Genomic DNA, 19,353 nt, shown 5'->3' on the forward strand with positions numbered 1-19,353 from the left:
CCTAGGGGCTCTAGAGAAGAGTCTTCAACTTCTCCGCCAAAAGGTCCCAGCGCCACTTCTCCTCGACCCACTCCCGTCCCCGCTCCCCCATGCGGCGCCGCAGTTCCGCGTCGCCGAGCAGGACGGTGATCCGGTCGGCGGCCTCCTCGGGGGAGCCGCCGCGCACGACCCAGCCGGTCTCGCCGTCGAGCACGGCGTCGGGGGCGCCGCCGGAGTCGCCCGCGACGACCGGGAGCCCGGTCGCCGACGCCTCCAGGTAGACGATGCCGAGCCCCTCGACGTCGAGCCCGCCCCGGCGGGTACGGCACGGCATCGCGAAGACGTCACCGGCGCCGTAGTGCGCGGGCAGCTCCGACCAGGGCACCGCGCCCGTGAAGCGCACGGAGCCGGCCACACCGGTCTCGTGCGCCAGCCTGCGCAGGTCCTTCTCGTACGGGCCCCCACCGACGATCAGCAGCACCGCCTCCGGCTCGGCGGCCAGGATGCGGGGCATGGCGCGGATGAGGGTGTCCTGCCCCTTGCGCGGCACCAGCCGGGACACGCACACGACCACCGGCCGGTCCGTCAGCCCCAGCCGCGCCCGGACCGCGTCGCCGCCCGACTCCGGATGGAAGGTCTTCTCGTCGACGCCCGGCGGCAGCTGCACCATCCGCCCGGCCGCCTGCGGCGTCAGCGCGGCGGCGATCCGCGAGCGCGTGTACTCGCCGAGGTAGGTGATCGTGTCCGTCGACTCCCCGATCCGGCGCAGCAGCTGCCGCGCCGCGGGCAGCTGCGCCCAGCCGGCCTCGTGCCCATGGGTCGTGGCCACCAGCCGCTCGGCACCCGCCGTCCTGAGCGCCGGCGCCATCAGCCCGAGCGGCGCCGCCGCCCCGAACCACACCGCCGTGCACCCGTGCTCGCGCAGCAGACCGACGGCCCTGCGCGTGGCCGCCGGCGTGGGCAGCAGCATCGTCGTACGGTCGCGTACGACGGTGAAGGGCTGCTCGGCGTCGAAGGCGGCCGTCGCCTCCACGCCCTCCCGGCTCCGCTTCCAGGTGGAGGCGTAGACGACGAGCCGCTCGGGGTCCAGCCGCAGCGCCATGTTGTGCAGGAACGCCTGGATGCCGCCCGGGCGGGGCGGGAAGTCGTTCGTCACGATCAGGGTCTTGTGCATCGCCGCCGACCCTATCCAACGGGCGTCCACGGCCCGTCACGGCCACGTTTATGGCAAGCACACAGCCGGGCAGGACATCATGTTCTCCTCAAGAGTGACTCCTCACGGGGGAGACGGGCGGACGGGGGCACCGGTGGACATGGCGGCGGCGAGGCGGTCTCTGGCGGGGCTGCTGGCGACCTGGGGCCTGACCAGGCTGTTGCTGCTGCTGTTCGTCTTCAGGGTGTTCGTCTTCCCGGGCCCGGACGTCACGACCGACGTGTCCGTGTTCTACCAGGGCTGGTACGAGACGCTGCGCCACGGCACCTTCCCGCAGAGCGACGTCACCTGGCAGTACCCGCCCGCGGCCGCCCTGGCCATCCTCTCGCCCGCCCTGCTGGGCTTCCTGTCGTACGCGAAGGCCTTCTTCGTCCTCGCCTTCCTGGCCGATCTGGCCGTGCTGCTGCTTCTTCTGTACGCGGGCCTGCGCCCCGGCAAGACGCTGCGCGGCGCCTGGGTGTGGGTGGTGGGCGTCCCGCTGCTCGGCCCGACCGTGTACGCCCGCTACGACGTGATGGTCACCGCGGTGGCCGTGGCCGGGCTGCTCGCGGGCGCCCGGCGCCCGAGGCTGATGGGCGCCCTGCTGGCCTTCGGGGCGATGCTGAAGGTGTGGCCCGCGCTGCTGCTGGTCGGCGCCCGCCGGCGCGGCGCCTGGGCGTGGGCGGCGGCGACCGCGCTCGTGATCGCGGCGGTGTTCGCGCTGACCATGCCGGGCTCGCTCGCCTTCGTGACCTTCCAGCGCAACCGCGGCACCGAGGTGGAGTCGCTGGGCTCCCTCGTCTTCCACGTCGCCCGGCACTTCGGCTGGAACGGCCAGGTGCTGCTGAACTACGGCTCGGTGGAGTTCCTCGGCCCCTACGTCACCCTCGTCAGCTCGGCCGCCCTGTTCCTGACCGGGATCGCCTTCGGCTGGCTGCTGCTGTGGCGGCTGATGGCGACGCGGTTCCTGCCGAACACGCTCGCCGACGCCGCCTTCGTGGCGGTGCTGATGTTCACGGCCACCAGCCGGGTGATCAGCCCGCAGTACATGGTCTGGCTGGTCGGCACGGCGGCCGTCTGCCTGTGCTTCCGCGGCAGCCGGATGCGGCTGCCGGTCGGGCTGGTCCTCGCGGCCGCCTTCGTGACGGTGCTGGAGTTCCCCGTCTGGTTCCAGCACGTCGTCATGAGCGACACCCTCGGTATCACCCTCCTCGTCGTGCGCAACGGCCTGCTCCTCGTCGCCGCCCTGCTCGCCGCCGTGGAACTGTGGCGGTCCACGGTCCCGCGCGAACCCGTGCCGCCGCTGCCGGCCCAGGCGACCCGGACGCGCGAGACCTCGACGTCCTCCTGAGGCCATCGGCCGCCCGGATCAGCCGAGTTCGGTCCGCAGGTAGTCCTGCCACTGCCGGGTGAAGTCGTCCGGTGTCGTGCCGAGGACCTTCTTCATCGCGTCCTCCACCGAGCCCGCCCGCGTCCGGTGGTCGCCGACCGCACGGTAGAACCTCCCGAGGCGCTCCTGGCCCCACCGGTCGGCGATCAGCCGGCAGGCCAGCCAGCCGCCCTCGTAGGACTGCGCGAGGTTGGTGGCGTCGCCGCTGAACCCGAAGTCCTTGTCGGTCGGCAGACGGGACGGCACGTGCCCGTCGTCGACCGCGCGCGCCAGCTCCGGCGCGGCCTCGGCCGGAGTGCGGTCGGTACTGAGATAGCCGATCCAGTCGGCGTACCCCTCGGACAGCCACAGCGGGGTGGCGGCGTTGGTGTGGGCGCGGGTGGCGACATGGGTGGTCTCGTGGGTCAGCACGACCTGCTTGCCCACGGGGCCGAGCAGGGCGTACGCGTCCGGGTTGACGACGATGCGGTCCGCGGGCGCCTGTGGCGGGCCGCCCACCTCGCCGGTGGTGACCGCCGCGATCCCGCGGTACTGGGAGGCGGGCGAGCCGAGCAGCCCCGCCATGCCCTCCACCGAGCCCGGCACGAGCACCACGACGTGCCCGGTCCAGTCCAGGCCCCACACCCTGGACACGTTCGGCACCGCGTCGTCCGCGAGGTCGGCGTAGGTGTGCAGCGCCTCGCTGGACTGCCCGGTGCCGAGGACGATGCTGTGCCGGCCGCGCACGACGGTCACCGGACCCTGGTCCCACAGCTGCTGGGCGGACTTCCTGGCCGGCTTGTCGGCGTCCACGTACCAGTGGCCGCCCCGGTCCCTGGAGAGGGTCAGGGTGCGCCCGACGGTGACGGGGGCGTTGTCGTAGCCCTCGATGCGGTAGCGCAGTTCGGCGTCGGCGGTGGCCCTGCCGCCGCTGCCGTGCAGCGCGGTCACCCGGTACGACCAGGAGGCGAGCGGCACCCCGCGCAGGTTCTCGAACCAGCCGGGCGCGCCCGTCCTCGCGAAGGCCGCCCGGTCGCGGTCGAGGACGGCGGTGGACCGGCGGTCGAGGACCCGCTGGAGATCGGCCCGCCCGGCGACGTCGGCGGACGGCCCGCCGCAGCCCACGAGGGACACGAGCAGCAGCACGAGCGCCACCATCGCGCATCCCGACGCCCGCCTACGACCAGCCACCTTCCCGATCGTAAGGCCGATCAAGGCGGTTGGTCAGACCCTGGTGACCGAGGACACCGGCAGCATGTTCACCGGGTCGTAGCGCACGGCCGCGCCGGGGTGGGGCGCGTGGATCACCTCGCCGTTGCCCATGTACATCGCGACATGGCTGGCGTCGGACCGGTAGACGATCAGGTCGCCGGGGCGCGCCTCGGAGAGCGGGATCTGCCGGCCGGCGTACCGCTGCTCCTGCGAGGTGCGCGGCAGATGGATGCCGGCCTGCGCGTACGACCACTGCATCAGGCCCGAGCAGTCGAAGCCGGAGGGGCCGGACGCGCCCCAGATGTACGGCATGCCGAGCACTGAGCGGGCGGCGGCGATCGCGGCGGCCGCGCGGGCCGAGGCGGGCAGGGCGCTCCCGAAGTCGGGGATGACGCCGCGGGCGTCCCGGGAGGCGCGGTCGTAGGCGGCACGCGCCGCGTACGGAAGGGAGTTGAGCAGGGTGCGGGCCTTGGCGAGCTTCTTCTCGACGGTCTTCTTGTGGGCGGCGACCGCCTTGCGGCTCTTGTCCAGGTCGGCCAGTTTCAGGACCGCCTCGGCGCGCTCCTGGGAGAGCTCGCGCATCGCCGACTGCAGGTCCCTGAGTTCGCCGGCCTGGTGGGCGCTCATACGGTCGAGCGCGGCGGCCTTGTCGAGGTAGTCGGCCGGGTCGTCGGAGAACAGCAGGGCCAGGGTCGGGTCGATGCCGCCGGAGCGGTACTGGGCGCCGGCCAGCGAACCGAGCGAATCCCGCATGGTGTTGATGCGGTCCTGCTGCCGCGCGATGCGGTCCTGCGTGTCGCTCACCTGCCGGCGCAGCGTGCCGGCGTTCTCGTCGGCCTTGTTGTAGGCCTCGGTCGCCTTCTCGGCCTCCGTGTAGAGCCGGTCCACCTCGGCCTTGGTGTTGTCGTGCGGAGCGGCGGCGGCCGGGAGCGCGCCGAGGGCGGAGGCCGCGGCGGAGAGCACACACAGGGCGGCGCCGGCGCCCCGGTTGAACCCGGACGTCGGTGCAAGGCGGCGATGGGACCCCACGGGAAGCCGCGCTCCTTCCGCTGGCGACAAGGACTGCCTCCCCGCCGGAGCGAGGAAACGCGGCAGACAGTAGCCCCGCGGCGGGGCGGCGGCCAAAGACCTCCGGCGCAACACAACGTGACGCCCCGCCGCTGACGCAGGTCATCGGCGGGGCGCGGGGTCAGTGCGGGTTCACGCAATTCGCCCGTTCGGGCGGCACGTTGTGCTGATCTTGATGCCGGCTTCCGGTGCCGGGTGTCAGATCCGGACGCCGAACTGGAACGGCATGTTGGCGATCGACTCGTAGCGCACCACGGCCCCGGTGTGCGGGGCGTGCAGCACCTGGCCGTTGCCGGCGTAGAGGCCGATGTGGTGCAGGTCGCCGTAGAAGAGCACGAGGTCGCCGACCTTGAGCTGGCTCTCGCTGTAGATGCGCGTACCGGCGTTGGCCTGGGCCTGGGAGGTGCGCGGTATGGAGACGCCGGCCTGGGCGTAGGCCCAGGAGGTCAGGCCCGAGCAGTCGAAGGAGGAGGGGCCGGTGGCGCCGTAGACATAGGGCGAACCTATCCGGCTCTGGGCGGCGGAGAAGGCCGCGGCGGCCCGGCCGGAGGCGGAGCCGGTGTTGCCGAGGTCGACGCGCTCGGCGGAGGAGCGGCTGGCGCGCTGGTCCGCGGCGGCGAGCGCCGCCTTCTCGGCGGCCGTCAGGGTGTTGAGCAGCTTCTGCGCCTCGGCGAGCTTGCTCTGGACCTGCTTCTTCTTCTTGCCCAGTTCGGTGCGGGTGGAGGCGAGGTCCTTGAGCTTGTCGGACGCCTCGGAGCGCTCCTGGGCGAGTTCGCGCTGCTTCTCCTGGATCTTCTTCAGCGCCTCGACCTGCTGGGCGCTGAGCTGGTCCGCGGTGGACGCCTTGTCCAGGTAGTCGTCCGGGTTCGACGACAGGAAGAGCTGGAGGGAGGAGTCGATGCTGCCGGAGCGGTACTGCGCGGCCGCCGCCATGCCTATGGAGTCACGGAGCTCGTTGAGCTCCTCCTGGCCGCGGGCGACGTTGTCCTGGATGGTGGAGATCTCCTTCTGGAGCTTCTCCTGCTTCTCCTTGGCGCCGTTGTACTTCTCGGTGGCCTGCTCGGCCTCCTCGTACAGCTTGTCGACCTTCGCCTTGACCTCGTCCTTGGAGGGCTTCTCACTGGGCGCGGCATTGGCGGCCTGGGCGCTGATGGCTACGGCTGCAGCAGCGGCGGTGGTGAGCACGGTCACGCGCGCACGGCTCGGCTGCTTGGGTCGACGGTGGGTCGCCACGAAGGTGAACTCCTTCTTCTGAGTGATCACCCGCTCGGAGGTTCGGAGCCAGACCCTAGTGACCTCATCGTGATCAGATCAAATCCTCAGGAGCAAAATCTCGTCACAGCATGCATTCTTTACACACAACTCACGTGCGGTGATGCGCGGTTGACACTACGTTGCGTGACGATCCCGCCAATTCGGGCATTAAACCTAGAAGTTCGACCTTCAGGACAGCGCGCTAGGAAAGCCGTTTCAGGAGCATGGCGGAGGCGATCGGCCGGGCACCCGCCTTGGCCACCCCGTCGGCCACCTCGCGGTCGGTGGAGGCGACGATGACGGGCCGCCCCGGCGGCTCGGCGCGCACCAGCTGGCGGATCAACTCGTCGGCCGTCACGCCCGGTTTGGAGAACAGCACCCGCACGCCGCGCGGGGGCGCCAGCAGCACCGGTGCGACCAGCTCGGCCCCGTCGAAGACACAGGTGACCTCGGCACCGGTCTGCGCGGCGAGCTGCGAGAGCTGGCCGAGCAGCCTCAACCGCTGCTTCTCCAGGGGCATTTGGGGATAGCCGGTCTTGGTGACGTTGTAGCCGTCGACGAGCAGGTGCGCCTGCGGCAGGTCGAGCAACTGGTCCAGGATCGCAGGGTCGTTCTCGGACAGTGCCCGCGCTGCGATGTCCTTCGGGGTCATTCGTCCCGGTTCGACCGCGTCGACGGTCTCCGCGGGCCGTACGGAGACGGGTGGCAGCGCCAGTTCCCGGCGCAGTCCCTGGGTCGCGTCCAGCAGGGTGTCCAGAAGCAGTCGCACGCGCATGTCCTCGACACTGCGCCCCTCGCGCGCCGCTCTGCGCGTGGCCTCCAGGGCGGACTCCGCCTCGCCGAGCCGCGCCTTCAGGCGCCGGGACTCGCTCTCCGCGGCGGACACCTGCGCCTGCGCCTCGGCGCGCGCGGAGTCCATCTCGCCCTGGGCCTTGCGCAGGGCCGCCTCGCCCCGCTTGACGTCGCTGAGGGCCGCACGCAGCTTGCGGTGCGCCGAGTCGGCCTCCTTGCGGGCGGCGTCCAGATCGGTGCGCAGCCGCTCGGTGTCGAGCCGGGTCTGCTCACGGGCCCGCTCGAGCTCCTCGCGCAGCCGCTCCAGCTCGGCCCGGCTCTCCTCGTCGGCGCGCTCGGCGTCGGCCCGCTGGGCCTCCTCACCGGCCGCGGTCACCAGCTTCACCCAGCCGGTGGGCCGCAGAACGTAGGCCGCGGCCGCCACGTCGAGCGGGTCCGCGGCCGGGGGCGGCGAGCCGGAGTCGAGAGCGCCGGCGAGCTCCGGCTGGGCCTCTCTGAGCTTCTCCCCGATCCGCTGCCGGAAGAGCGGATCGGTCTCCAGCGCGGCCGCCATCGCGTTGCCGGCGAACTTGGCCCGGCGGCTGGGGGTGAAGCGGGCGTACTGCCTGAGCTGTGCGGGCAGCTCGACGACGGTCAGCCCGCCGAACCCGTCCGAGACGATCTGGACGACCCTGCGGCGCACTCCGTCGGCCAGCGGACGGTCAAGCACCTCGGCGGTGCCGTCGTCCGGCCCCCCGCCCGCGGTCTCCGCCATCCGTCACACCCCATTACCTGTGGGGCCGCTCCGCTCAGGAGTCGGCGCCCGGCCTGTCCACGAGTTCCACCTGGTCCACCGCGTTGCACCAGCGGCAGCGCACCGACTCGATGGTCTCACTGACCACCTCGCGCTCCTCCACCTTCGGCTCGCCGGCCAGATCGAGGTGCATGTACTCGACGACCTTCGACGAGCGGGTCACGTCGAACCGCGTGAGGTTGCCGCAGAGGGTGCAGCGCCACCGTGTCGAGGCGGTCGGCAGGGGAACCGTCATCGTGACTTGTACCTTTTCCTTCTAGGCCGTCTATTGTCCGCGACGCGCCAGCTTCCCTGGAGCGTGTGGCCGTAACCCTACGGCCTGGCGGCGACCCGCCGCCCGCCTGTCCACGGCGGCGAGGCGTTCTGTGCGAGTGCGCCCCCTTACGTCATGCTCTGTGTCCATGATCAGCCACCGGAGCCCGACCGTCAGCAGAACGAGCCGGTACCCCTCGGCGCCCGTCACGTACACGCTGCTCATCCTGTGCTGCCTGGTCTTCGTGATCTCCCCGGCATCGGGTCTGAACCAGGCCTACGGCTCCGGGGACGCGCTGCTCGCCGCCCAGCGCGCGTACTTCCACCGGTGGGGGGTGATTCCGGCCGAGCTGTTCCAGGGCTCCCCCAGGGCCGTCCTGACCCCTGCCACGGCCCTGTTCGTCCACGGCAGCTGGGTGCACCTGCTCGGCAACATGCTCTTCCTCTACGTCTTCGGCGTGATGACCGAGGAGCGGATGGGCCGCACGGAGTTCGCCCTCTTCTACCTCGGCTGCGGCTACCTGGCCCTGCTGGGGTACGCGGCCGCCAATTCCGCCTCCGAGCAGTCGCTGGTGGGGGCGTCCGGGGCGATCTCCGCCGTCCTGGGCGCGTTTCTGTACCTGTTCCCCGCGGCCAGGGTCACAAGCCTGCTCCCGTTCCTCTTCTTCCTCCCCGTGCGCTTCCCCGCGTGGGTCGTCCTACCGTTCTGGGCGACCCTGCAGTGGCTGGCGGCGGGCCGCGCGGACCAGGGTCCGGGGGTGGCGTACCTGGCCCACCTGGTGGGCTTCGGGCTGGGGTTTCTCTACGCCTGGGTGAGGTTCGGCCGTACGACTAGAGTGAAGTCCGCCCCAGCTCCGGCCCCCGAGGGAGAGAACCAGCCGTGATCACCGCGATCGTCCTCATCAAGACCAGCGTGGACCGGATCCCCGAGATCGCGGAGTCGATCGCTGCGCTGGAGTCCGTGAGCGAGGTCTTCTCGGTCACCGGCACGTACGACCTGATCGCCATGGTCCGGGTCAAGCAGCACGAGGACCTGGCCGAGGTCATCCCGGGCAGCATCAGCAAGATCCCCGGCGTGGAGGCCACGGACACGCACGTCGCGTTCCGCACCTACTCCCAGCACGACCTGGAGGCGGCGTTCGCGATCGGCCTGGACTCCTGACCTCCTTGACCTCCTGACCGCTCACGGACACCGCCTTCGGGCGTAGCGCGCTCAGACCGCCGGCACGCAGCGGCCGTCCTCCGTGCGGTACTGCCACTTGGCGCCCTCGCGGACCAGTTCCTTCACCGCGGCGACGAACCGGTCCACGTGTTCGTCGGGGGTGCCGGCGCCGAAGCTGACCCGGATGGCGTTGAGGGACTTCTCGCCGGGCGCGGCCTCGGGGGCGCCGCATTCGCCCTGCGTCCGGGGGTCGCTGCCCAGGAGGGTGCGGACCAAGGGGTGGGCGCAGAAGAGGCCGTCGCGGACGCCGATGCCGTACTCGGCGGAGAGGGCGGCGGCGAAGTGCGAGCTGTTCCAGCCCTCGACGACGAAGGAGAGCACGCCGACCCGGGGGGCGTCGTCGCCGAAGAGGGACAGGATCTTGATCTGCGGCACCTCGGCAAGACCCTCGCGGACCTTCGTGATCAGCTGCTCCTCGCGCGCGACCAGGGTGTCGAAGCCCGCCTCGGTCAGGGCCTTGCAGGCCGAGGCGATGGAGTAGGCGCCGATCACGTTCGGGGAGCCGGCCTCGTGCCGGGCGGCGCTGTCGTGCCACTCCACGTCCACTCCCCCGTCCGCCCGCCGCGTGACCTTGCGGCTGGCGCCGCCGCCCGCCAGGTACGGCTCCGCCTCCCGCAGCCAGTCGCCGCGGCCGGCCAGCACACCGGCGCCGAAGGGCGCGTACAGCTTGTGTCCGGAGAAGGCGACCCAGTCGACGTCGAGGTCCCGCACGGAGACCGGGTGGTGCGGAGCCAGCTGCGCGGCGTCCAGCACGATCCGCGCGCCGTGGGCGTGCGCCGCGGCGGCCAGCTCGCGCACCGGCCACAGCTCGCCGGTGACGTTGGAGGCGCCGGTGACGCAGACCAGCGCCGGGCCGCGGCCCTCTTGAACGGATGCGGTGCGGTCGGCGAGGGCGCGCTCCAGCGTCGCCACGGCCTGCTGCGGGGTGCGCGGCGCGTCGAGGTAGGTGACCTCGGCGTCCTGCCAGGGCAGCAGGCCGGCGTGGTGCTCGGTCTCGAAGACGAAGACCTGGCAGCCGGCGGGGAGCGCACGGGCGAGCAGGTTCAGCGAGTCCGTGGTCGAGCGGGTGAAGACCAGCTGGTCGTCGGACCGGCAGCCCAGGAACTCGGCGACCGTGCGGCGGGCGTTCTCGAACAGGTCGGTGGACAGCTGGGAAAGGTATCCGGCGCCCCGGTGGACGCTGCCGTAGTACGGGGCGTAGGCCGCCACGTCGTCCCAGACGCGCTGCAGGGCCGGCGCACTGGCCGCGTAGTCGAGCGCCGCGTAGGTGACCTCGCCACCGGTGACCAGCGGGACGGTGACATCCCGCCCCAGAACGGGCAGCGGGGCACAAACGGACTGGGCGCAGGCAGCGGTGGAGACAGACATGGCGAACTCCTGTGAGGGGTAAGCGGATTCACCGTGCGAGCGGTACGGCTCGAGCACGGGAGAAGGTGAAAAGGGGTACGCGGAGGCGGGGCTCGACGCCCTATCGCATTCGCTTGCTCACAGAGGGCTCCCTCGACGACCAGGACCCCTGGTGTTTCGCGAGGGGTCCGCGCTTGCCGTAGACCTCGCTGCCTACGGCCTGGTCCTCACCCGGGGCACCCCGCCACGGACGGAGGGTTGCCGGACAGTCGGCCGGGGCCTCATGACTGTCACTCATGACCTGGACAGGAACGTACGTGAAATGATCGCGGTCCCGCAACCCGTGTCCGGATGCCGGGACCCCGATCCCGCTGCCGCTCGGAGCGGCCCTACGCGTTGCTGGCCGCCACCCAGCGCTCCAGCGCCCGCTTGGCCGCGCCGGAGTCGATCGACTCCGCCGCCCTGGCCATCCCGGCGCGGATCTGCTCGGCGAGCGGCCCCGGTCCCGGGTCGAGCGCGACGAGCGCGGCCGCCGAGTTCAGCAGTACGGCCTCCCGCACGGGACCCTGCTCGCCGTCGAGAAGCCTGCGGGCCACCTCGGCGTTGTACGACGGGTCGCCGCCGCGCAGCGCCTCGACCGGCACCAGCTCGATGCCGACCTCACGGGGGTCGAAGGTCTCCTCGGTGACCTTGCCGTCGCGGACGATCCACACCCGGGAGGTGGCCGTGGTGGTCAGCTCGTCCAGTCCGTCGTCCCCGCGGAAGACCAGGGAGGAGTTGCCGCGTTCGGCGAAGACGCCCGCTACGACCGGCGCCATCCGCGGATCGGCGACACCGACCGCCTGGGCCCGCACCCGGGCGGGGTTGGTCAGCGGGCCGAGGATGTTGAACACCGTGCGGATGGCCAACTGGCCGCGCGCGGCACCGGCATGACGCAGTGCCGGGTGGAACTTGACGGCGAAGCAGAAGGTGATCCCCGCTTCCTGCGCCACCTCGGCCACCCGCTGCGGGGTCAGCTCCAGATTGACGCCGAGCTTCTCCAGGACGTCCGAGGCACCGGACGCCGAGGACGCGGCGCGGTTGCCGTGCTTGACGACCGTGGCGCCCGCGCCGGCGACGACGATCGCCGACATGGTGGAGATGTTGACGGTCTTGGCGCCGTCGCCGCCGGTGCCGACGATGTCCACCGTCCGCCCCGGTACCTCGATCACCTTGGCGTGCTCGTACATGGTCCGCACGAGACCGGTGATCTCCTCGACCGTCTCGCCCTTGGCGCGCAGGGCCACGACGAAGCCCGCGATCTGCGCGTCCGTCGCCTCGCCGCGCATGATCTGGTCCATCGCCCAGGCCGTCGCGTCGGAGCTCTGGTCGCGGCCGTACAGCAGGGCGTTCAGCACCTCGGGCCAGGAACGGCCCGCCGCGGTGTCGCCTCCAGCGGGGGTCACAGCGCTCATAAGGCCGCTCCTGGGTGTCGTAGAAGAGTGTGACCCCACCCTATCCAGCCGGAAGGCATGGCAAAGGGCCCCGTCCGAACACCGGACAGGGCCCTTCGTGTGGCGTGGCGACGCCTGGGCGATCAGTGGTGGCCGTGGCCGCTCGTGATCTCCTTGTACTCCTCGACGGTCGGCTTCGGGATCTGGGACTCGTCGCCGAAGTACGCCTCGCTGAGCTTGGCGCGCAGCTTCTCGGAGCCCTTCACCTTGCGCTCGACGCCGTTCTCGTCGGTCGTCGGGCCGATCTCGGCCGGCTTGTACTGCTCGTGCGCCGTGAGCGTGTGCAGCGCGTCCTGGCTGAGCGGCTCGTGGACCTCGATGAACTCACCGTGCGGCAGGCGCTTGATGATGCCCGACTCGCGGCCGTGCAGCACCTTGTCCTTGTCGCGGCGCTGCAGGCCCAGGCAGACCCGCTTGGTGGCGATGAACACCAGGACCGGCACCACGAAGAAGCCGATACGCACGAACCAGGTGATCGCGTTGATCGACAGGTGGAAGTGCGTGGCCCACAGGTCGTTGCCGCCACCGATCATCAGCACGAAGTACCACGAGACCCACGCGGCACCGAACGCGGTACGCGTCGGGGCGTTGCGCGGACGGTCCAGGATGTGGTGCTCGCGCCGGTCGCCGGTGACCCAGGACTCGACGAACGGGTAGACCGCGATCGCGACCAGGACCAGCGGGAAGACCACCAGCGGGATGAACACGCCCAGGACGAGCGTGTGGCCCCACGCGTTGATCTCCCAGCCCGGCATGACACGGATCAGGCCCTCGGAGAAGCCCATGTACCAGTCGGGCTGGGCGCCGGTGGACACCTGGTCCGGACGGTAGGGGCCGATGGCCCAGATCGGGTTGATCGAGGCGATCGCCGCGATGGCCGCGATGACACCGAAGACCAGGAAGAAGAAGCCTCCGGCCTTGGCCATGTACACCGGCAGCAGCGGCATGCCCACGACGTTGTTGTTCGTACGTCCGGGACCCGCGAACTGCGTGTGCTTGTGGTAGAAGACCAGGATCAGGTGGCCGACCAGCAGACCGAGCATGATGCCCGGCAGCAGCAGGATGTGGATCGAGTAGAAGCGGGCCACGAAGTCGCCGCCCGGGAACTCGCCACCGAAGAGGAACATCGACAGGTACGTGCCGACGACCGGCACGGACAGGATCGCGCCCTCCATGAAGCGGACACCGGTGCCGGAGAGCAGGTCGTCCGGGAGCGAGTAACCGGTGAAGCCGGTGAACATGCCCAGGACGAGCAGCAGGAAGCCGAACAGCCAGTTGACCTCACGCGGCTTGCGGAACGCGCCGGTGAAGAACACACGCATCATGTGCACGAACATGCCCGCGAGGAAGATCAGCGCGGCCCAGTGGTGGATCTGCCGGATCAGCAGGCCACCGCGCACGTCGAACGAGATGTGCAGGGTCGAGTTGAAGGCCTCGGACATCATCTGGCCCTGCAGCGGGATGTAGCTGCCGTGGTAGACCACCTCGTTCATCGACGGGTGGAAGAACAGGGTCAGGTACACACCCGTGAGGATGATGATGATGAAGCTGTAGAGGCAGACCTCACCCAACATGAACGACCAGTGGTCGGGGAAGATCTTGCGCATGTTGGACTTGGCCAGGGAGTAGATCCCGAGGCGGCCGTCCGCCCAGTCGGCGACGCGCTCGCCGGCCGGCGCCTTTCCGCGGCGTGCCGCGGTGGTGTCGTTGGTGCTCATCCGCGCTCCCAGAATGCAGGACCGACGGGCTCTTCGAAGTCGCCGAGCGCCTCGAGGTAGCCCTCGTCGTTCACGCCGATGCGCAGTTGCGGCAGGGCGTGGCCGGCGGGGCCGAAGATCACCCGGGCACCGTCGGAGAGGTCGAAGGTGGACTGGTGGCAGGGGCACAGCACGTGGTGCGTCTGCTGCTCGTACAGCGAGATCGGGCAACCGACGTGGGTGCAGATCTTCGAGTACGCGACGATGCCCTCGTGCGACCACTCGAGCTCGCGCTTGTCCTTGATGTTGTCCGGCTGGATCCGGACGATCATCACGGCCGCCTTGGCGATCTGGGTCTGGAAGTCCTCGTCGTGCTCCTCCAGGCCCTCGGGCTTGACGAAGGTGAGCGAGCCGACGGCGACGTCCGAGGGACGCAGCGGCTCGTTCGTGTTCATGTTGACGAGCAGCTTGCCCTTGGACCACAGCGTGTGGCGGAGCTTGGTCCCGGGCAGCGGGCCGAGGTCACGCAGCAGCATGACGCCGGAGAGCGGGAACAGGGCCATCGCGCCGAGCATCGTGTTGCGGATCAGCTTGCGGCGGCCGAGCGCGGACTCCTTGGCACCCTGCCGGAAGTCGTCCATCACCTTGGCCTTGACCTCGGGCGAGGCCTCGATGGGGTGACGCTCGTCGGCGATCTCCAAGTCGGACATCAGGGTGCGGGCCCAGTGGACCGCGCCCGCGCCGATCGCGAACAGCGCGAGGCCCAGGGTCAGACCCAGCGCGAAGTTCAGCGCGTTGATGTGGCCGATCGGGAAGACGTAGATCGCCTTGTCGTGCGGGATCGCCACGTACGAGGCGATGAAGCCGACCGTGGCGAGCATGGACACCGTGAACAGCATGGCCACCACACGCTCGGACCGCTTGGCGGCCCGCTCGTCGATGTCCTGCACCCGGTGCTCGTGGGGCGGCAGACCGGGGTCCGCGAACGGGTCCTTCTCGTCCGCGACGCTTACGGCGCCGTACGCGTCCTGCTCAGCGGGCAGGTTCTCTTCTGGAATGTCTTGGCTACTCATGACTTCTTGGCCTTTGCGGTCCGAGCGGCGACCCAAACGGCGACGGCGATCAGCGCGCCGAGTCCGAAGATCCAGGCGAACAGGCCCTCGGAGACCGGGCCGAGTCCGCCCAGCTCAAGGCCGCCGGGGCTCTCGGTGTCGTCTCCGTTGACCGCGTGGAGGTACGCGATGATGTCCTTCTTGTTCTGCTCCGTCAGCGTGGTGTCGGGGAACGAAGGCATGTTCTGCGGGCCGGTCTGCATGGCCTCGTAGATGTGCTTCGGGTCGACACCGTTGAGGTCCGGCGCGAATTTGCCGTGGGTCAGCGCACCGCCCTTGCCGGTGAAGTTGTGGCACTGCGCGCAGTTGGTGCGGAACAGTTCACCGCCCTTGGCGATGTCGGCACCCTCGGGGCCGTACTGGTCCTTGGTCGGCACGGTCGGGCCGGCGCCCAGCGAGGCGACGTACGCCGCGAGCTGGTCGATCTCGCCCTGTGTGTAGACGACCTTCTTCTTCGGGACCTGCGCGCCCGGCTGCTGGGCCGGCATACGGCCGGTGCCGACCTGGAAGTCGACGGCCGCGCTGCCCACGCCCACGAGGCTCGGACCGTCGGAGGTGCCCTGACCGCCGGTTCCGTGGCAGGAAGCGCAGCCGACGGAGAAGAGCTTCTTGCCCTCGTCGATGGCGAGAGACTGGGCAGCTACGTCGGCCTGCGCCTTGCTCGCGGGCGCGAACACGGCGTACAGCCCCCCGGTGCATGCCAGCGCGAGGAGTAGGACGACGAGCGCCGCCATCGGATGGCGTCGTCGTGCGGAGAGCTTTTTCACGGATTACCCCGGTGTCAGGATCTTCTGCGTCGATGCTTGTGTGGTGTGCGCCCTACGGCGCACGCGCGGGACGGGCCCGGCTACTTGATCAGGTAGATCGTGGCGAAGAGGCCGATCCACACGACATCGACGAAGTGCCAGTAGTAGGACACGACGATGGCCGCGGTCGCCTGCTCGTGGGTGAACCTCTTGGCCGCGTACGTACGGCCGAGGACGAACAGGAAGGCGATGAGGCCGCCCGTCACGTGCATGCCGTGGAACCCGGTGGTCAGGTAGAACACCGAGCCGTACGGGTCGGAGGACAGGGAGAGCCCGTCCTTCTTCACCAGCTCCGTGTACTCGAAGATCTGACCGCCGATGAAGATCGCACCCATCACGAAGGTGACGATGAACCAGCCCCGGAGCTTCTTCACGTCCCCGCGCTCGGCGGCGAAGACGCCGAGCTGGCAGGTGAGGGAGGAGAGCACCAGGATCGTGGTGTTGGTCGCGGAGAACGGAAGGTTGAGATGGCTCGCCATCTCCTTCCAGTGATCCGGACCGGTCACCGATCGCAGGGTGAAGTACATCGCGAAGAGGGCCGCGAAGAACATCAGCTCGGAACTCAGCCAGATGATGGTTCCGACGCTGGTGAGGTTCGGCCGGTTGACCGACGGGTGCGCGTGCCCGGTATCTACTGTCGTTGCTGTCGCCACGTCCGACATTATGTCGGTCGCTTATCCCGCCCTCACTCCGGGGGGTGCCGTTCGGAGTGTTGCTGCCGTCCATACCAGTGTTGACGTGGTGTTGAACGGAGTAACATCCGCCGCAACGGGCCTTCCCGTACGACGCTGACGTCTCGGAGGAACAATGCAGCCGACCGCCACGGTGCTGGTCTACAGCGACGACTCCAACACCCGCGAACAGGTCCGGTTGGCCACCGGGCGAAGGCCCGCTCCCGACGTTCCCGTGGTCGAGTTCGTGGAGTGCGCGACGCCCGCGGCCGTCGTGACGGAGCTGGACAAGGGCGGGATCGACGTCTGCGTCCTGGACGGCGAGTCCGTGCCCATGGGGGGCATGGGTGTCTGCCGGCAGATCAAGGACGAGGTGTTCAACTGCCCGCCGGTGCTGCTGCTGATCGGCCGGCCGCAGGACGCGTGGCTGGCGACCTGGAGCCGCGCGGACGCGGCTGTGACGCTGCCGGTGGACCCGGTGGAGTTCGCCTCCGCGCTGGCCTCGCTCCTGCGGCGCAAGAGCCTTCAGCAGAGCGCCTAGCCGCTCGGGGCAGCCGTCCCGGGGGCGGCTGCCCGCACGCGGGCTCACACGCTCTCTGGCCGCAGCCTCGCCTGCTCCGCCGGGGTGGGGGCGTCCGGGGTGCCGGCGACCAGCGCGCTGCCCGTGCGCCAGTTCTTCCAGGAGAGGTTCCAGTCCCCGAAGCCGTTGCCGAAGGGCTCCATGGTGTCGCCGTCGGAGTTGACGACCTTCACCACGTCGCCCTCGTGGACGGTGTTGAAGAACCACTCGGCGTTGCTGGTGCTCATGCCGGTGCAGCCGTGGCTGACGTTGGCGTAGCCCTGTGAGCCGACGGACCAGGGGGCGGCGTGGACGTACTCGCCGCTCCAGGTCAGCCGGGTCGCGTAGTAGACGGGCAGGTCGTAGGAGTCCGAACTGCCCGCGGCGATGCCGACGGTGGTACTGCGCATGCGTACGAAGTACTCCTTGCCCAGCACGACCTTGACGCCGTTGCGGGTCTCGAAGCCGGGCTTGCCGGTGGTGACGGGGATCTCGTTGATGTCCTCGCCGTTCTTGTAGACCGTCAGCGAGTGCGAGGCCGCGTCCGTGACGGCGACGATGCTGTCCCCGATGGTGAGCTTCAGCGGCTTGCTCTTCGCACCCCACAGGCGGTCGCCGACCTTGACGCCGTCGAGGTTGCTGTGCACCTGGACGGTGGCGTGGGCGGGCCAGTACTCCTTGGGGCGGTAGTGGAGTTCCTTGTCGTCAACCCAGTGCCAGGCGCCCTGCACGGCGGGCACGGAGTCCACCCGCAACGCCCGCTCGACCAGGGCCCGCTGCGCCTTGTCCTTGACGGGCTTGTCCAGTTCGGCGGTGATCGGCTGACCGACGCCGTACGTGCCCGACTTGGGCCCGAACGTCACGCTCAGTCGCTTCTTGGTGGTGGGCTTGGTGGTGTCGAAGGAGAGGACCTTGCGCCCCGGCGCCCCGTCCTCGTCCTCCGTGCTCACCTGCACCGTGTAGTGGGCGTTCGCGGCGAGCGGGGAGGTGCTGTGCCACCGGGAGCCGTCGGTGGAGAGTTCGCCCGTCACAGAGCGGCCTGTGGCGTCCGTGGCGGTGACGTCCGTGATCCGGTCGTCGTCGTGGGCCGTGACTTCCAGGGGCTTGTCGGGATCCGCCTTGCTGCCGTCCTCGGAGAGGCCGTTGAAGGAGATCTGGTCCGTCGCGTCGTACGGCTTGTCGGTCAGCGGGCTGCCGCCGCTGCTGCAAGCGGTGCCGCCCGCGCCAAGGGCGATCACCAGCAGCGTGCAGCCGGCAACGGTGCGGGTGCGCGGAGAGTGGTTCATGCCTCCGACGCTATGGAGATCCGTCAAGTACGGCGCGCCGGGTAACTCGTTCGAGGGAACGTAATTGCGGCAAAAGCAGGAGCCCGGACGCTCCTGACGGAGTGTCCGGGCTCTGGTGCGCTCGGCGCGTGCTACTGGGTGCGGTTCTCACCGCGGTAGTACTCGAAGACCCAGCCGTACAGGCCGACCATGATGATCGGCGCCGAGAAGTAGAGCAGCCACCAGCCGATCGCGATCGACAGGAAGGCCAGCGCGCCACCGAAACCGAGGGCGAGCGGCTGCCAGCTGTGCGGGCTGAAGAACCCGACCTCGCCGGCGTCGTCCGCGACGTCCGCCTCCCGGTTGTCCATGGCACCCGCGTCGACCCGCCGGGCGGTGAAGCCCAGGTAGAAGCCGACCATGATGCTCAGGCCGAACGCCAGGAAGAGCGCGGTGGTACCGGCCGGCTCCTTCGACCACACGCCATAGACGACCGCCATGACGAGGAGGAAGAAGCTCAGCCACATGAACATCTTGCCCTGGATCTTCACTTCCCGGCCTCCTTGCCACCAGCCAGAGCGTGGTCACCGTGCGGCGCGTTCTCGAGCTGGTCGAGAGCGGCGATCTCAGGGTGGTGCAGGTCGAACGCCGGGGATTCGCTGCGGATCCGCGGCAGGGTGAGGAAGTTGTGCCGCGGCGGCGGGCAGGACGTCGCCCACTCCAGGGAGCGGCCGTAGCCCCACGGGTCGTCGACCTCGACCTTCTTGCCGTACTTCGCCGTCTTCCACACGTTGTAGAGGAACGGCAGGATCGACAGACCGAGCAGGAACGAGGAGATCGTCGAGACCGTGTTCAGGGCGGTGAAGCCGTCGGCCGCGAGGTAGTCCGCGTAACGCCGGGGCATGCCCTCCACGCCCAGCCAGTGCTGGACCAGGAAGGTGCCGTGGAAGCCGACGAACAGCATCCAGAACGTCATCTTGCCCAGGCGCTCGTCGAGCATCTTGCCGGTCATCTTCGGCCACCAGAAGTGGAAGCCGGAGAACATCGCGAACACCACGGTGCCGAAGACGACGTAGTGGAAGTGCGCCACCACGAAGTACGAGTCGGAGACGTGGAAGTCCAGCGGCGGCGAGGCCAGGATGACACCGGTCAGACCACCGAAGGTGAAGGTGATCAGGAAGCCGGTCGCCCAGAGCATCGGGGTCTCGAAGCTCAGTGACCCCTTCCACATGGTGCCGATCCAGTTGAAGAACTTCACGCCGGTGGGTAC

Annotated in this window: 19 protein-coding genes and 1 riboswitch; of the genes, 4 read left to right on the plus strand and 15 right to left on the minus strand. The window is 69.9% G+C overall.

The window, feature by feature from the left end:
• Positions 1-10: 10 nt before the first annotated feature.
• Positions 11-1,153 (minus strand): glycosyltransferase family 4 protein, encoded by a 1,143-nt coding sequence (locus tag ACIBN2_RS36495; protein ID WP_399141002.1) that lies wholly within the window; start codon positions 1,151-1,153, stop codon positions 11-13.
• Between the two features lie 139 nt (positions 1,154-1,292).
• Between ACIBN2_RS36495 and ACIBN2_RS36500 the strand changes: the two genes are divergently transcribed.
• Positions 1,293-2,522 carry a glycosyltransferase 87 family protein gene (locus tag ACIBN2_RS36500; RefSeq protein ID WP_399141004.1) on the plus strand — a complete coding sequence of 410 codons (1,230 nt, stop codon included), beginning with the start codon at positions 1,293-1,295 and terminating at the stop codon, positions 2,520-2,522.
• Positions 2,523-2,540: 18 nt separating this feature from the next.
• Here the strand turns inward: ACIBN2_RS36500 and ACIBN2_RS36505 are convergent, their stop codons facing one another.
• The 5 genes from ACIBN2_RS36505 to ACIBN2_RS36525 all read right to left on the minus strand — a co-directional run bounded on the left by ACIBN2_RS36505 (position 2,541) and on the right by ACIBN2_RS36525 (position 7,894).
• Positions 2,541-3,698, minus strand: coding sequence for a hypothetical protein (locus ACIBN2_RS36505; RefSeq protein ID WP_399141048.1), 1,158 nt, complete (start codon positions 3,696-3,698; stop codon positions 2,541-2,543).
• Positions 3,699-3,764: 66 nt separating this feature from the next.
• The gene (locus ACIBN2_RS36510; protein WP_399141005.1) at positions 3,765-4,781 is read right to left on the minus strand and encodes an NlpC/P60 family protein; all 1,017 of its coding nucleotides are present in this window, start codon (positions 4,779-4,781) and stop codon (positions 3,765-3,767) included.
• A gap of 237 nt (positions 4,782-5,018) precedes the next feature.
• Positions 5,019-6,053, minus strand: coding sequence for an NlpC/P60 family protein (locus tag ACIBN2_RS36515; RefSeq protein WP_399141049.1), 1,035 nt, complete (start codon positions 6,051-6,053; stop codon positions 5,019-5,021).
• A gap of 223 nt (positions 6,054-6,276) precedes the next feature.
• A complete protein-coding gene (locus tag ACIBN2_RS36520) occupies positions 6,277-7,620 on the minus strand; it encodes an NYN domain-containing protein (RefSeq protein WP_399141006.1) in 1,344 nt (447 codons plus the stop codon).
• A 34-nt stretch (positions 7,621-7,654) separates the two neighbouring features.
• The gene (locus tag ACIBN2_RS36525) at positions 7,655-7,894 is read right to left on the minus strand and encodes a hypothetical protein (RefSeq protein ID WP_399141008.1); all 240 of its coding nucleotides are present in this window, start codon (positions 7,892-7,894) and stop codon (positions 7,655-7,657) included.
• 166 nt (positions 7,895-8,060) lie between these two features.
• Here ACIBN2_RS36525 and ACIBN2_RS36530 point away from each other — a divergent pair, with 166 nt between their 5' ends.
• Together ACIBN2_RS36530 and ACIBN2_RS36535 are read left to right on the plus strand one after the other, a co-directional pair.
• Positions 8,061-8,795 (plus strand): rhomboid family intramembrane serine protease, encoded by a 735-nt coding sequence (locus ACIBN2_RS36530; RefSeq protein WP_399141010.1) that lies wholly within the window; start codon positions 8,061-8,063, stop codon positions 8,793-8,795.
• Entirely contained in the window at positions 8,792-9,073 is a 282-nt protein-coding gene (locus ACIBN2_RS36535; RefSeq protein ID WP_266512878.1) for an Lrp/AsnC family transcriptional regulator, read from the plus strand. Before ACIBN2_RS36530 ends, ACIBN2_RS36535 begins: the two co-directional genes overlap by 4 nt.
• A gap of 51 nt (positions 9,074-9,124) precedes the next feature.
• Here the strand turns inward: ACIBN2_RS36535 and ACIBN2_RS36540 are convergent, their stop codons facing one another.
• From ACIBN2_RS36540 to ACIBN2_RS36565, 6 genes are all read right to left on the minus strand, one after another.
• The gene (locus ACIBN2_RS36540; RefSeq protein ID WP_399141012.1) at positions 9,125-10,501 is read right to left on the minus strand and encodes an aminotransferase class V-fold PLP-dependent enzyme; all 1,377 of its coding nucleotides are present in this window, start codon (positions 10,499-10,501) and stop codon (positions 9,125-9,127) included.
• A gap of 164 nt (positions 10,502-10,665) precedes the next feature.
• Positions 10,666-10,782: riboswitch (SAM riboswitch) on the minus strand.
• An 87-nt stretch (positions 10,783-10,869) separates the two neighbouring features.
• Positions 10,870-11,934 carry an anthranilate phosphoribosyltransferase gene (gene trpD, locus ACIBN2_RS36545; RefSeq protein WP_399141014.1) on the minus strand — a complete coding sequence of 355 codons (1,065 nt, stop codon included), beginning with the start codon at positions 11,932-11,934 and terminating at the stop codon, positions 10,870-10,872.
• Between the two features lie 122 nt (positions 11,935-12,056).
• Complete coding sequence (locus tag ACIBN2_RS36550; protein ID WP_399141015.1) at positions 12,057-13,691, minus strand: cytochrome bc complex cytochrome b subunit; 1,635 nt, start codon at positions 13,689-13,691, stop codon at positions 12,057-12,059.
• Entirely contained in the window at positions 13,688-14,743 is a 1,056-nt protein-coding gene (locus ACIBN2_RS36555) for a Rieske 2Fe-2S domain-containing protein (RefSeq protein ID WP_399141017.1), read from the minus strand. The genes ACIBN2_RS36550 and ACIBN2_RS36555 overlap by 4 nt, the downstream gene beginning before the upstream one ends.
• On the minus strand, positions 14,740-15,549 hold the full coding sequence (locus tag ACIBN2_RS36560) for a c-type cytochrome (RefSeq protein ID WP_399141019.1): 810 nt from the start codon (positions 15,547-15,549) through the stop codon (positions 14,740-14,742). Before ACIBN2_RS36560 ends, ACIBN2_RS36555 begins: the two co-directional genes overlap by 4 nt.
• A gap of 80 nt (positions 15,550-15,629) precedes the next feature.
• Positions 15,630-16,250, minus strand: a complete 621-nt coding sequence (locus ACIBN2_RS36565) for a heme-copper oxidase subunit III (protein ID WP_384266476.1) — start codon at positions 16,248-16,250, stop codon at positions 15,630-15,632.
• A gap of 145 nt (positions 16,251-16,395) precedes the next feature.
• Between ACIBN2_RS36565 and ACIBN2_RS36570 the strand changes: the two genes are divergently transcribed.
• Positions 16,396-16,800 (plus strand): hypothetical protein, encoded by a 405-nt coding sequence (locus ACIBN2_RS36570; protein WP_399141021.1) that lies wholly within the window; start codon positions 16,396-16,398, stop codon positions 16,798-16,800.
• A gap of 44 nt (positions 16,801-16,844) precedes the next feature.
• On the opposite strand, the gene ACIBN2_RS36575 is transcribed toward ACIBN2_RS36570, so the two are convergent.
• The 3 genes from ACIBN2_RS36575 to ACIBN2_RS36585 form a co-directional block, all read right to left on the minus strand.
• A complete protein-coding gene (locus ACIBN2_RS36575; RefSeq protein ID WP_399141023.1) occupies positions 16,845-18,104 on the minus strand; it encodes an Ig-like domain-containing protein in 1,260 nt (419 codons plus the stop codon).
• Between the two features lie 131 nt (positions 18,105-18,235).
• A complete protein-coding gene (locus ACIBN2_RS36580) occupies positions 18,236-18,634 on the minus strand; it encodes a cytochrome c oxidase subunit 4 (RefSeq protein ID WP_399141025.1) in 399 nt (132 codons plus the stop codon).
• Positions 18,631-19,353, minus strand: a 723-nt coding sequence (locus tag ACIBN2_RS36585; protein ID WP_399141027.1) for a cbb3-type cytochrome c oxidase subunit I, incomplete at its 5' end; no start/stop codon positions are given. The genes ACIBN2_RS36580 and ACIBN2_RS36585, both read right to left, overlap by 4 nt.

This window comes from Streptomyces sp. NPDC050534 (assembly GCF_044457745.1).
Lineage (GTDB): Bacteria > Actinomycetota > Actinomycetes > Streptomycetales > Streptomycetaceae > Streptomyces.